General features: G+C 61.2%; 11 protein-coding genes. 6 read left to right on the top strand and 5 right to left on the bottom strand.

Annotated elements, in window-relative coordinates; genetic code table 11:
* Positions 1–1,059: 1,059 nt before the first annotated feature.
* A complete protein-coding gene (locus ABSE61_RS27215; RefSeq protein WP_423874239.1) occupies positions 1,060–1,575 on the top strand; it encodes a hypothetical protein in 516 nt (171 codons plus the stop codon).
* Between the two features lie 62 nt (positions 1,576–1,637).
* Positions 1,638–3,269: an ABC transporter substrate-binding protein gene (locus ABSE61_RS27210; protein ID WP_423874238.1), complete on the top strand. Its 1,632-nt coding sequence runs from the start codon at positions 1,638–1,640 to the stop codon at positions 3,267–3,269.
* 89 nt (positions 3,270–3,358) lie between these two features.
* Here the strand turns inward: ABSE61_RS27210 and ABSE61_RS27205 are convergent, their stop codons facing one another.
* The 4 genes from ABSE61_RS27205 to ABSE61_RS27190 all read right to left on the bottom strand — a co-directional run bounded on the left by ABSE61_RS27205 (position 3,359) and on the right by ABSE61_RS27190 (position 8,760).
* A complete protein-coding gene (locus ABSE61_RS27205; protein ID WP_423874237.1) occupies positions 3,359–4,123 on the bottom strand; it encodes a hypothetical protein in 765 nt (254 codons plus the stop codon).
* Between the two features lie 103 nt (positions 4,124–4,226).
* A complete protein-coding gene (locus tag ABSE61_RS27200; protein WP_423874244.1) occupies positions 4,227–6,299 on the bottom strand; it encodes an alkaline phosphatase family protein in 2,073 nt (690 codons plus the stop codon).
* Positions 6,300–6,607: 308 nt separating this feature from the next.
* Entirely contained in the window at positions 6,608–7,981 is a 1,374-nt protein-coding gene (locus tag ABSE61_RS27195) for a cytochrome c peroxidase (protein WP_423874236.1), read from the bottom strand.
* Complete coding sequence (locus ABSE61_RS27190) at positions 7,978–8,760, bottom strand: EfeM/EfeO family lipoprotein (RefSeq protein WP_423874235.1); 783 nt, start codon at positions 8,758–8,760, stop codon at positions 7,978–7,980. Before ABSE61_RS27190 ends, ABSE61_RS27195 begins: the two co-directional genes overlap by 4 nt.
* A 453-nt stretch (positions 8,761–9,213) precedes the next feature.
* Here ABSE61_RS27190 and ABSE61_RS27185 point away from each other — a divergent pair, with 453 nt between their 5' ends.
* On the top strand, positions 9,214–9,855 hold the full coding sequence (locus ABSE61_RS27185; RefSeq protein WP_423874234.1) for an Isoquinoline 1-oxidoreductase subunit: 642 nt from the start codon (positions 9,214–9,216) through the stop codon (positions 9,853–9,855).
* Positions 9,856–9,859: 4 nt separating this feature from the next.
* Here ABSE61_RS27185 and ABSE61_RS27180 read toward each other — a convergent pair whose 3' ends face one another.
* Positions 9,860–10,711: an amidohydrolase family protein gene (locus ABSE61_RS27180; RefSeq protein WP_423874233.1), complete on the bottom strand. Its 852-nt coding sequence runs from the start codon at positions 10,709–10,711 to the stop codon at positions 9,860–9,862.
* A gap of 258 nt (positions 10,712–10,969) precedes the next feature.
* On the opposite strand from ABSE61_RS27180, the gene ABSE61_RS27175 reads away from it, so the two are divergent.
* The 3 genes from ABSE61_RS27175 to ABSE61_RS27165 are packed head-to-tail and all read left to right on the top strand — an operon-like array spanning position 10,970 to position 13,212.
* Positions 10,970–11,422, top strand: a complete 453-nt coding sequence (locus ABSE61_RS27175; protein WP_423874232.1) for a MarR family winged helix-turn-helix transcriptional regulator — start codon at positions 10,970–10,972, stop codon at positions 11,420–11,422.
* Between the two features lie 22 nt (positions 11,423–11,444).
* Complete coding sequence (locus ABSE61_RS27170) at positions 11,445–11,768, top strand: hypothetical protein (RefSeq protein WP_423874231.1); 324 nt, start codon at positions 11,445–11,447, stop codon at positions 11,766–11,768.
* Between the two features lie 4 nt (positions 11,769–11,772).
* The gene (locus tag ABSE61_RS27165) at positions 11,773–13,212 is read left to right on the top strand and encodes a DHA2 family efflux MFS transporter permease subunit (protein ID WP_423874230.1); all 1,440 of its coding nucleotides are present in this window, start codon (positions 11,773–11,775) and stop codon (positions 13,210–13,212) included.
* The last annotated feature ends 19 nt before the right edge of the window (positions 13,213–13,231 follow it).

Below are 13,231 nucleotides of genomic sequence, written 5' to 3'. Positions count from 1 at the left end.
ATTGGCTGCGGTCATACCGCGCGCGGTTTTCATTCGTCCACATCGGCGGCCCCTCCGAATCAGGCCACCTCTCTTGAATCACAAATGATTCATAGGATTCAACTTCTTCCCGGACAGACACTTAGTATCGATGAAGTCTCAGTATCGATAACTATGGTTGCTCAGCCGTGCGGCTTGGCGCGAGGAGAAATCAAATGGCGGTGGCAAGAGCGCTGACGTGATGGCACTTCTTTCGACCACACTTGCGGCACCCGTTTTTGCGCGTGACGCGAGCCATGAGCATTTGAGGCATGCCTTTGCGGATCCATCGCGGGCCGGCGCATCACGACCTCCAGGATCGGTATTTTCGCGGCGCTTATAACCAGCGGACCGATCATTTCGATCCGAACCCGCAGTTTCAGCGCAACACAGACGACTTCAGAGGCCGCGACCCCTACGAGGATCGGCGGCGAAGATCCCGATCTCCATCCACCCGCGTACTGACCGCGAGCCATGGAGCGCTGATTTCAACGGCGCATCGGAAGATTAACGCTTCGCCCCTTGCATCCTTAATGCGCGGACGCTTGTCGGAGTCAGATCGAGCGTCGCGCTATCCGCGCGCTTGCGCCACCGATTGCATGATGCTGAACCTATCATGACGGCTGCGGCGAATATGATGCAAACATGCGCGCGGCCGCCGCAATACGGCCGTTTCCCGACCCAGACGAGTTAACTACATTGCGGCGTTTTTCCCGCCGCCGGTGCGCGTTGTGATACGAAATCGCAATTGCGTAGTTAACATTTTCGATGCATGCGGCGAACTGTCGGCGAACAAAACAGAGCGCCAGTTTTCGATCGGATGACGGTTACAATGTCTCGGTTTTTTAGAGTTAATTTCAGCACGCGTACTGGGAGTTCATTTCGCCGCTCACCGGTGCAAATCTCGAGCGTGAGCGGGAGTGACGTATGAGTACCCAAGAGGATCATTTCGATCCGAACAATCCGATGTCTTATGCACCGCGCTGGATCAGGGAGGAAGCGAGATCCCGATCAATCGCTTCGAATGAAACCAGGCCGGAATTGCCCGAGCGCAGCGCGACCTCGCCGTCTTCCTTCGACACCTTCAGCGAAGCGGTCAGCAAGTCCCTTCGCAATCGGCTCGACCCCGAGGTCATGGATGAGCCTCCCGGATACGATAACCGATTTGGCCAATGGCGGGAGCTGATCCCGGTTGCGATGCGTTTCGCGGCGGCCGTTGGCGTTTCAGCCTTGGTGGCGCTGTTCTTTGTCTCCGTGATTCCGGCTTCGAAAGATCGTGTCCAGGATCAAGTACAGGACAGCACCGCCTCTCTTGTGCCCGCATCGTCGAAGACCGCCTCCCAAACGCAGGCTCCCCGCGCGAGCGAATCCAGGTCCGCGGAATCCAGGCCCGCAGAATCCAAGCCTTCCCTGGCGCAGTTCGAGACGATCCTGGCGGCCGATCGGGCCGCCCAACCGGCAGAGAACGCCGGAACGCATGAGCAGTCAGAAGCACTGCTTAACCAGTTTGTTCGATGGCAGCAGAAGCTCGACTCGACCGATGCACCACCGCAATAGCCGATACGGAGAGCGATTTTGTCAAATAGCGAAACCATTTTGATGTTCGCGCGGAGGCCGCAATGACGCCGCGCTGGATGACCATTTTTTATAGCGCCTTGCTTGCCGGCGCCTCGGTGCAAGCGCACGCCGCCGGCAGGGCGGATGTCGTCCGCGACCTGGCCGGCCGCGTCGGGCCGATCATTGGCTCGGCCTCAGCCTGCGTCGATATCGCCCGGCCCCGAATTGATTCCATCGCTGGAAAATTTACCGCCGTGATCCGGGAATCCGCGTCCAATGACGCAGAGCGCGGCGATCTTGCCCGGCTGCTCGATCGCACCGTTGCGGACGGCCGCGTGGCCGTGACCGCGGGCCGGATCGACTGCCGCACGGCAGGACGCCAGCTTGCCGATCTCGAACAATCGCTCGGGATACCGGCCGTGCCGGCCGCTGCCGTCCCCGCTGCAACTCCGGTTGCGGCAACTGCTACGGCTACGGCTACGGCTGCGGCAACTGCTACGGCTAGGGCTGCGGCCGTGGTTACCGCTCCCGTTGCCGTCGCCCCCGTGCCCATCGCCGCCTTACCAGGCGGCGCGATCCGCGGCGTCACCGATCACGAAGTCCGCTTTGGAATGGCAGCCCCCTTCTCCGGCGCGTCCAAGGAGCTCGGGCGGCAGATGAAGCTCGGGATCGACACCGCCTTCAACCGGATCAACGAGGCCGGTGGCGTCGAGGGCCGCATGCTCAAACTGTTCGCGGCTGATGACGGCTATGAGCCGACACGGACCGCCAACGCCATGAAGCAGCTCTACGAAAAGGACCAGGTGTTCGGCATCATCGGAAATGTCGGAACGCCGACGGCCGGTGTCGCGGTGCCCTATGCGCTCGAGCGGCGGATGTTGTTCTTCAGCGCTTTCACCGGCGCAAACATCCTGCGCCACGATCCTCCGGACCGCTACGTGTTCAATTATCGCGCGAGCTATGCCGAGGAAACCGACGCGGCCGTGCACTATCTGGTGAAGCTGCGCCGGATTCCGCCGAAGCAGATCGCGGTCTTCGCCCAGCAGGATTCCTACGGCGATGCCGGCTTTGCCGGGGTCGCAAAGGCCTTCCGTGCGCTTGGCATCAGCGACTCTGCCATCGTGCGGCTCAACTACCAGCGCAACTCGGTCGACGTGGACGACGCGATCGATCAGCTGAAACTGCAGAAGCCGGCGATCAAGGCGGTGGTCATGGTGGCGACCTACCGGGCCGCGACCAAGTTCATCGAGAAGACGCATGACCAGTTTCCGGGCCTGGTCTACACCAACGTATCGTTCGTGGGCTCTACTGCGCTCGCCGACGAACTCACGCTGTTGGGCCCGCGTTTCGCCAATGGGGTGGTCGTCACCCAGGTGGTGCCGGCCGTTGCCGGCTATTCGAGCGTGGTGCTCGAATACAAGAACGCCCTTGCCAAGTATTTTCCAGGCGAGGCACCGGATTACGTATCGCTGGAGGGCTATGTCGCCGCCAATGTCCTGATCCAGGCCATGAAGCGCGTCGGCCCGCAGCTCGATAACGAAAGACTGGTCGACAGTCTGGAAGAGCTTCACAATCTCGATCTCGGCCTCGGCGCGACCCTCAATTTCGGCCGTGGCGAGCACCAGGCTTCGCACAAGATCTGGGGAACCGCGCTCGATGAGACCGGCCATTTCCAGCCGATCGAACTTGAATAATTGTCGCCGCATCGCATCTGATGGCGCGATAGCGGCAACTTAAGTCCTGTGAGGGAATGTTGGGCCAGGATTTTGGCCCGCCATTTTTGTTATGGGCTTCCCCCGCCGGGCTTGGCTTCGCGAGGTTTGGCTTCACCAGGCTTATCTTCGCCAGGTTTGGCAACCCAGACGTCACTTTGCTTGATCCGCTCGATCAGCGCTTCTGGACTGAACTTCCGATAGCCAGCCGGGAGTTCAAAGGAAGATTCCGGCAAAGACTCGTCCTTGATTCGTTCGAGTTTGAAGAGGACGCCGTCTTCGGTTCTGATTTGCAGCGGAAACCGGCGTTCGCGATCGATCCAGCCGAAGAATTCCTGGCCCTCAGCGGACAAAGCCCGGAAAGCCACGGTGCTATGGCCATCGATCGTCTCTTCGCCTGTCCGCTCGCAGCGCCATTCGCCTTCAGCGACCACGCCCGCGAGGCGCGCCATCGCCTGCCACTGCCGGCACGGTGCATCGGCATCGACGGGAACGAACAGCCGGGTCAGCCGGCTTGACTGGCGCGCCTCCATATAAAGGCGCGCGCCGGGCCGCACGAGGTAAGCCGACGGTTTCTCGGTATCGACCAGGAAAAAGCCGTCTTGATTTTCCGTGGTCTCGATCCTCACCTTGCCATCGAGCACACGCAAACGTCCCGCAGGCGCCGGCACGTCATCCTGCCGCGTGACAATGTCCGCGGAGAACTGCCGGGCCTGCGCAGCAATAGCCGAAGAGGCCGCAAGACCAGCGCCTGCAAAGAGAGCGGCCACGGCAAGCACGCGCCACGACGTTTTACGCAACCGAACTGGTATCGCCTCTCCGATCATCTTCGACATCCGGAAAAATCACACGATTAAACAAGAAAGCGCCGACCGAACCGCGTGGGTTCGATCGGCACCAGTTTTCGAGTATTACTTCACGTCGTGATCCGGTTTTGGATCACTCGGTGTAGGAGAGATTGACCGCGTTGCTGAAGTCGAACGCGTCAAAGAGGTCAGCAAGCGCCGGGCTGTTGGTCGGCACATACGCATTGCCCTTCTTGAAGGTCGGGTTCGGCAGATTGTCGCGGCTGCGGCCCGTCAGCGGCTGGAGGCTCCAGTTGCGCTCGATGAACTTCAGGATCGAGACGTGATCGCCGTAGTTGTGGTAGACCTTGCCGCCGGTCGAGTACGGCGAGAGGATCAAGATCGGGATACGCGGTCCATCGCCGAAGAAGTCGATCGACTGAATGAAGCCCGAATCCCAGTATCCACCGGCCTCGTCCCAGGTGATGAACACCGCGGTCTCGGCCTTGAGCGTGGGATTGGCATCCAGCGCCGTCAGGATGTTGGTAACGTAGGCCTCGAACAGGTCGACCTTGGAGCTTGACGGATGACCGTCGAGCAGGCCGTCCGGCTTGCCGAACGACACCGAAGGCAGGGTGTTGTTCTGGATCGCCGTGATCAGATCGCTCGTGTCCTTCATATGCGCCGTCCGCACAGCCGGATTGGCCATGATCGAAGTGGCGTACTGGAACGGGTTGCAGATCTGGCAGTAGGCAACGCCAAGTGCGTCGGCCGGATCAGTGACCGCCGCAGCACTCAGGTTCGGGTTGGCCGCATTCGCCGCAACAGCGATATTCGAGAGCGCTACCGCGTGGTTAAACGCACCACCGTAGTAAGCCCACGAGATGTTGGCCGCCAGCAGCGAATCGCCAATCGTACGAACCGGCGACGGAGGAATGCCACCTTCTCCGTTGGCCAGCGAGCCGTTTGGCAGGTAGCCGGGGTTGCTGTTGTCGAGCATGTAGTAGGCACCGGGCGCGCAGTTCGGCTCGGCCGCATAGGGCAGATTGTTCAGATAGTCCACAATCGGACCCACGCCCGGCTGAGTGACGTCGAAACAAGCCGAGAAGTTGTTGTCGGCCGTATACTTGTTGACCGTGCCCGCCAACGGGTTCGGGTTGGCGATCTGGCTCGCGGGCGGCGTGACGATGTTGCCGTTGCCGTCTGTCCAGATGGCCGCATCGCCGGTGCCGAGCATGAAGTGGTTGGCGCCGGTGCCACCATGGAACGACTGATGGAAGTTGTCGCCCAGGGTGAAGCGGTCAGCCAGCGATTTCAGGAAGGAGGCTTCACCCTGCTGGGCATTGTAGAAGCCCATCGAGTTACCTTCGCTGAAGTTCTTCTGGACCGCGGCGCTCGAACGGTCATAGGTGTCCATCACGAACGGGAACAGATCGGCCAGGCAGCCCGACGTGTTGCTCTTCGTCACTGAGCCGATGCTGCAATCGCTTTGCTGCCAGTCCTGGTAGAAACGGTGCGTCGTGTCACCGGTGTAGTCGTCGTCAGTGAGCTGTGGGCCCTGCAACTGGAACGAACCGTTGACGGTGCCGGCACCGGGAACGCGGGTGTCGAGCGCGTCGGCTGTCAGACCGACAGCGCCGGTCGTCAGGATGTTGAGGCTGGCGGGATTGATGTCCTTCTCGACGCTTGCCTCGGCAATCGTCTGGAACGGCGCACCGGTCGCGCTCTGAGCCTCAGGCGCACCGTTGGTGTTCGGCTGCGGCATCAGGTTGGTCGACGGAGTGTAAGCGAATTTCGCGTTGGAGGGGGCGCCGATGTAATAGGACGGCTGACCCGCGACCGAGAATTGCCGCGAGAGAGCGAAGTTCGGACCCGGCGTGCCGTCTTCATTGACGATGCCCTTGGACAGCAGGTTGGAGATCGTTTGTCCCGCACCCTTCGGCTTGTAGACACCGAAGGTGTGATCGAGGCCACGGTTTTCACCGATCAGGACAATGACGTGCTTGATCGGAGAGGCGGTCTTGACGCCGTCGCTCGGATTCTTGCTGCCGCCCTTATTGCCGCTGTTGTCGTTCTCGATCTTGTTGATGTCGCTTTCGAGATCGGCGATCAACTGCTGGATGAGGCCGCCAGGGTTGGCGGCGTAGGCTGCGGTGGCGAATGAGATCGTCGAAACGATGCACAGCGCCGTGCTAGTTCGCCAGTTAGTTTTGAAATTAAAAGTCATCATCGACTCCAAAAGAGGTTTGTTAACGACGCGCTAGGTAGTGCATCAACGTGACGCACGCGTATCAAGGTTGTGAACGCGCGTGAAAAGATCAGTATTATTCCAAAAACTTTTTCGATAACGGCCTTGGTATGACGATCGAAATATGTTTAGTTGATTTTTTCTGATGTGATCGCAATGCACATTGCTCGCGTCGTCTGCGCGACGACGCGAGATTCAGTTCATGCCGCGCTAGTTCGCGCAGGATTTTATCGGCGACAGGACTCAAAACAAAACACGTCGGTCAAGTCTCAGCGTTGGGCGCGCCTTTACTGCGACATGTGCTTCGACTGCATGACTTGACGAAGAGCCTCATAGTGCCGGTCGTGCACCGCGGCATTAAAGAGCGACCATCGATCGGCGCGGGCCAATATCGAAGGAACGGCGGCGAACATCAGCGAGCGATAATTCCGGTAGTCGGCGGCCGCATCGGAGGTCCGTCCTTCGCCGACCGCCATGTCGATTCGCCGCAGCAGCAGCACGACTTCCTTGAGCGAGGCACGCGCCATGGCGCGCTCGTCTTCACCGCCCGGCACGCTGGTGTCCTTGCGATCGGGATAATGCTCGGTCAATTCGCGCAATTCTCCCCCGATGGTGTCGACCGCGAGGGCGACGGTTTCCTTGTCGCCGGCCGGGATCGCGGTCGCCAGCAGGCTCGCGAAGTCGTCGATCTCCTTCAGCGTGGCGCCGGCCCCCTGGTCATACGGCATCGCCGCGTCCCCAACGGCGGTGAGATAGGCCACCAGGTCCTTTTGATCCTGCGCGCTCAGGCCAAGTTCGAAAACGCGGTCGAAATGCGCCACCACCTGATCGTAGCTGTCGAAGCGGCCGTCGTGAAAATAGGGCGCATTGAAATCGGCGTTACGAAGCGTCGGCGTCTTGAACAGTCCGCCCGAGCCCACGTCATGCTGCCTGTGATCGACAAAGGCGGCGGAAGGAATATGGCAGGCGGCGCAACTCAATCCGGAATCGTGCGGGAACGGCTTTGTGAACAGCACCTCGCCGCGGCGTTCTGAGTCGCTGATCTTGCCGACGAGCCGGCCTGTGGGACCAAGACTCTGGTTCGGCAGAAAATCGATGTCCTGGATGTAGGCGACGATGGCATCGAGAATGGCCGGCGATGGTTCGGCTCCGGCAAATTCGTTGACGATGACGTTACGAACGAAGTCGCGGAGCGAAGGCATGCGCCCGTCGGCGCCATAGGGCGCGAGATAGCGCGCACCGCGCAGGCTGGGAATCCGCACCGGGTCGAGCACGCCGTTGTCCGCCTTCGGATTGAACAGGGGGCCTGTGGTGTCGAAATTACCAGGGCGCGTCGACATCTTCGGCACGAAAAGCCTGGCGTTACCGGCGCCGTTGACATGACAGGTCTCGCAGCTGATGCCGGCCTGCTGCGCGACATTGCCGAGGATCGATGGCGACGAGAAAGCCAGATTACCAAGCTTGATCAGTTCCGACCTGCGGCCGGTAATCTCCGAATGAAAGACCTCACGCGGCCGGCGCAGCGCGTCCTCGTTCAGTTCGGTCTTTGCCGGCAACGCCGCCTGATCGCCGTCCACCGGGAACGCCAGCACGCGTTCATGCAAGCCCACCATCAGGAGTCCAATGACGGCAGCGATGCCGCTCCACCGACGAACGCTCATCGCGATTGAGCCTCCAGCGTGGACCGCCGCAATCCCAGCTTGGCTGAAGCAGCCTGCAGCGTGATCACCAGTTCCTCGCTGACGCGCCGCAGCGCGCGAACATTGACATGCGGCAGGTCGGGCGCGGCCACTATGGTCTTGAGCGCTTCGATCCGCGCCGTCACTCTGTCGGCTAACGCCGCGTCGACCTCTTTGAGGCGGTCGGCGAAAATCGTGCGATAGGCGAATTCGACGCCGGCGACGTTGTTGCGCATATCGTCGAGCGACGTGCCGCTGATTCGGGATTCGCCGCCGTCGGCCTTGCTCTCCCCGACCTCATAAGCGAGCCGCACCGTACCATCGAGCAGGCCCTGTGGCGAAAGCGGCATATTCCGGAGCCTGGTGTGAAGTTCGTCGAGATGTTGAACCAGCGCGTCGGCATCGGGTCCGATATCCGTTTGACCGGTGCCGAACAATTTCGCTTCGATGGTGTGGAAGCCGCTATCGGCGTTGGGCCATGCATCGATCAGCGCGTCGAGTTCCGGAACGAAGCCCGCGGTGAAGACTTCCGAACGCTCCCAACCGGCGCGGGCCGAGAGCCAGGCTTTCCGCGCGCCGGCGAGATCCTTGGCGGCCGCCCGCTCGCGCAGATCGCGCGCGCCGGCCAGCGCCGATCCGATCCCCTCAATCGCAAACGGGCGATAGCGCTCGGCCGCCTCGTCGAGCGTGGCGGCATCGGCCACGCGCGCGCCAACGGCAAGAGCCAGTAGGAGGCTCAGAGCCACTCGCTTGCCAATCATTGACTACCCCAAAGGCGCGGATTGAGCGCGGCTTGCGCGCAAGCATCGCCGTGACACGAGGAGACGTGACACAGCGAGGCGCGGCGCAACGAGCCGCAACGACGAGAAACGTCGCGCAATATTGTCGACTTGTTATGCCATTTTGTGACGCGACCGTTTCACATCACAATTTATTCCTGAATAAAAAATTTTCAGCACAGGAATAAACGTCTTTACCTGGAGCAAGTCCGGCGTGCGCACCTTTGCGACAAAATAATTTCGTCAAGGAAGACACGTATAGCTGAAACACGATAGCATTCGGTTCAACCGTCGACGGCCTCCATCTCTCGACTTCCAATACGAGCAACGCGGGATAGCAATCAATCGCGAAGCATTCTCGATGGAGACCTCCAGCACGCTCACACGATTTTCGCGCCGCGCGGAACTATCGGCGGATCAAGCGGTTACTGCCTCATGACCGCGAATCTTGGAAACCAGCCGCACCAGTTCATCGCGCGAGGAAAAATCGCCGCGGCGTTCGTATTGCTATCGTCGGCGCTGGCGGCGGTCCCATCAAGCGGTGAACCGCTCAAGAGCCCGGCTGAATTCGCCTCCATCACGAACAGGACCGAACGTTCGCGCGCGATGTTCGGCGAAATCGGCAAACTCGTCACGCACCCCCGCTGCATGAATTGCCATCCGGCGGGCGATCATCCGTTGCAGGGCGACGACCAGCACGAACACATGCCGCCGGTGTGGCGCGGCGAAACCGGACATCTCGAAACCAATTGCGCTGGCTGTCACACCGAGCGAAACGTCACGCTTCACGAAGCCGCAAGCTATAAAAGCATCCCCGGCAATCCACGCTGGGCAATCGCTCCGGTATCAATGACCTGGCAAAACAAGTCGCTGGGCGAGATCTGCCGGCAATTGAAAGACGTCAATCTCAACGGCGGGCGCGATCTCGCATTGCTGCAGGAACACATCGCCAAGGACGACCTCGTCGCACATGGCTGGGATCCCGGTGAAGGGCGCGAGCCCGCGCCCGGCAACCAGGAGGCCGCCGGGCAACTGGTGCAAGCCTGGATCGACAGCGGCGCGGAATGTCCGCCGTAAGCCGCTAACTTTTCTCCGGCGACCAGCCATAGGCCTTGGCGCAGGCACCGCCCATCAGCATCGCCCGCTCGGTGGCGCTCAGGCGATCCGTTTCCAAGAACGGTTTGACGGCGTTCTCGTAATTGACGACCGCAAACGCGCGCGTCCAGTCGGTCCCCCAGAGGCAGCGCTCAAAACCCCAGGCATCGAACACGCGGGCAAGCGGATCCCAGATGTCCGGGTAAGGATAAAGCTTTTTCGACAGCGTGCAGGCGCCTGAGACCTTGATCACCAGATTCTTCCGCTTTGCGAGATCGAGCACCTTCGGCAGATCGGCCCAAGGTTCAAACCGCTCCGCCGGCGCGGGCGGCACGCGCGGCTGCAAGATGCCGAGATGATCGATGATAAAGCGGGTGTCGGGATTGCGATCGAACAGCGTGGTGGCTGCTTCCAGGTTGTCCCAGCACAACACGTTGACCGGAAAGTCATAGCGCACAGCCGATTTCGCGATCCGGTCGAGGCCGGGATGCTTCGGGTCGCGCTTATTCTCCTTCGTCAGCATGATGCGGATTCCGACCGTGCCCGGCGTCTTCTTCCACTCGGCGATGACGTCATCGACCGCCGGATCGTCCGGATCGACCGGCTTGACGATAGCCATCCGGTTGGGGTGCGCGCGTGCCACCTCGACCGCATAGCTTGCGTCATACTTGTACATTGAAAAAGCCGAGATGAAGATCGCGCCATCGACGCCGACCTTGTCCATCGCCGCCACCATCTCGTCACCCGTGACGTGATCGGGCCAGTTCGGCACGTTGTGCCAGGGCCGTTTCGGCGTGTTGGCCTCGTAGGCATGGACCTGGGAATCGATAATCGGCATCCGGACGCTCCTCTTGTTTTGCGCGATTTAGGACATTGCCCGAGGTCTGTGTCCAGAGGGCGGAGGCCGTCATGCATGCCGCTGTCCATGAGGCGCATAGCAGCACCTCGCGCCCGTGGTGCAGACCAAACGCCCTGCCCCGCGAAGCCTTGTTGATGCGACGGCATCGCAGCGAGTTACGCCCCCAACAGCCCTTGACGGAACCGGCGCGGCAACATACAGAATAACTGTACAGATAAACTGTATATAAGTCTCATCATGATCAAGACCTCGCAAACGCCGGAATCCCTGCCGCTTACCGCCCTCGCGGGTGAACTGCGGGTCGCGATCGGCAAGCTCGTTCGCCGCGCGCGGGAGCAGACGGACGCGGGGGATTTCACCAATGCGCAGAAATCCGTTCTGCTGCGTCTGGAGCGCGGCGGCCCCGCAACCGTCTCGATGCTCGCGCGCGCCGAAGGCGTGCGCCCGCAATCGATGCGCATGACGGTTGCTGCGCTGGAAACGGCAGGCGCCGTGAGCGGGAAGCCCGATCCCGACGATGGCCGGCAGACCTTCGTCAGTCTCACGCCTTCCTTCGTCAAGACGATCAAGACCGGCCGCGCGGCGAAGGAGGACTGGCTGTTCCGCGCCCTTCAGGCGCAGCTATCGCCACGGGAGCATGAGCAGCTCGCCGTTGCGGTGAAATTACTCAGCCGGCTTGCCGACTTCTGATCAAACCAAAGGACCGTGCACGATGAACTGGTTGACGCTCGTCTCGTATTTTTTCGGCGGGGTGTTTCTTTGCAACGCAATCCCCCACCTCGCCGCTGGCTCGATGGGGCGGCCGTTTCAAAGCCCCTTCGCCACGCCGCGCGGCGAAGGCCTCTCCTCGTCGACCGTCAACGTCTTGTGGGGCTTTTTCAACCTCGCTGTCGCCTATGTCCTGATCTGCCGTGTCGGAGACTTCAACCTGCGCTCCACCGTTGACGTGGCGGTTCTCGGGCTTGGTTTTCTTTTGATCGGCCTGTTCGCCGCGCGCCACTTCGGCCGTTTCCACGGCGGCAACTCCCCTGAGTAGACGAATGGCATCCGATGAGCAGTTCAACGCCGCGCCGCCCGATCCACACCTCTGGAAGATTTCGTCCGTCGCCATCCTCGGTTCGTTTCTGTCCCAAATGGACGCGACCGTCGTCAATGTCTCGCTTTCGAGCCTTGCGCTTGAATTGCATACGACACTTTCGAACATTCAGTGGGTGACCAGCGGCTATCTGCTCGCGCTTGCGCTCGCGTTGCCCCTGAGCGGCTGGATCGTCGACCGCGCCGGTACCAAGGCCGTCTACCTCTGGACCTTTGCGGCCTTCACGCTGACTTCGGCACTCTGCGGCTTGGCATGGTCCGCGAACTCCCTGATCGGGTTTCGCGTCCTGCAAGGCATCAGCGGCGGCCTGTTGGCGCCGCTCGCGCAGTTGATCATGGTTCGCGCCGCCGGGCAGAGAATGGCGCGTGTCTTCGGTTTCGCGGCCATGCCGATCTTGCTTGCGCCGCTTCTGGGGCCCGTCATCGCCGGCGCGCTTTTGCGGTTTGCCTCCTGGCGCTGGCTTTTCCTGATCAATCTTCCTTTCGGCGTGCTCGCAATCGGGCTTGCCGCATTATTTCTGCCCCATGACGGGCACGAGAAGCGGCCGCGCCGTCTCGACCTGTTCGGTCTCGTATTGCTGTGTCCCGGCGTCGCGCTGTTTCTGTACGGATCGGAACGCACGACCGACCCGTTCGGTCTGACGGCGATCGCGCTGTCCTTGCTGCTACTTTCCGTCTTTTTCTGGTGGGCAACCAAGAAAAAGGACGGCGCCATCATCGACCTGCGCCTGTTCAACGACGGTACTTTTTCCGCCGCCGTGATCGCGCTCTTCCTGGCGCAGGGGGTCTCGTTCGCCAGTCAGCTGCTTGTTCCCGCGTACCTCGCGCGCGCCGGCGGTCTCTCGCCAAGCGACGTCGGCTTGCTGCTGGGCTCGCAGGGGCTTGGAATGATCTGCACCTATCCTTTGGTCGGATCGCTTGTGGAGCGGTTTGGCAATCGCAACGTCCTGCTTGGCGGCGCGGTGACAGCGCTCGCGGGCATCGTCCCTTTCATCTATCTGGCCAGCCACGGCCTCGCCATTTCGCTGGCTGCCGGCGCGTTGTTCGTTCGAGGCATGGGCTTGAGCTGCATCGGAATTCCCTCGATCTCGGCCGCCTACGCGTCGGTCAAACGCGAAGACCTGCCGATGGCGACAACCACGCTCAACCTCATCATGCGCATGGGCGGGCCGACGCTAACCACGATATGCGCAACGTTTCTCGGATGGCGGCTGGCCGCGCAGGCAGCCGCGCCGGTATCGAGCGCATATGGCGACGCGTTTGCGCTGCTGTGCGGATTCCAGCTCGTTTTGATCGTCGCTGGCTACCGCCTTCCGCGCGGGGCCGGCCAAGCTTCCGTCCGGTCCGGTCTGCCAGTGTCCGGGACGGAGACGAAAGTCGACTGAAGCCGCGCGATCGAAGCCT

The sequence above is a fragment of the Bradyrhizobium sp. genome (genome assembly GCF_049519115.1).
Lineage (GTDB): Bacteria > Pseudomonadota > Alphaproteobacteria > Rhizobiales > Xanthobacteraceae > Bradyrhizobium.
The sequence above is the reverse complement of the archived record's forward strand: the minus strand, read 5'-3'. Positions and strand labels throughout refer to the sequence as shown.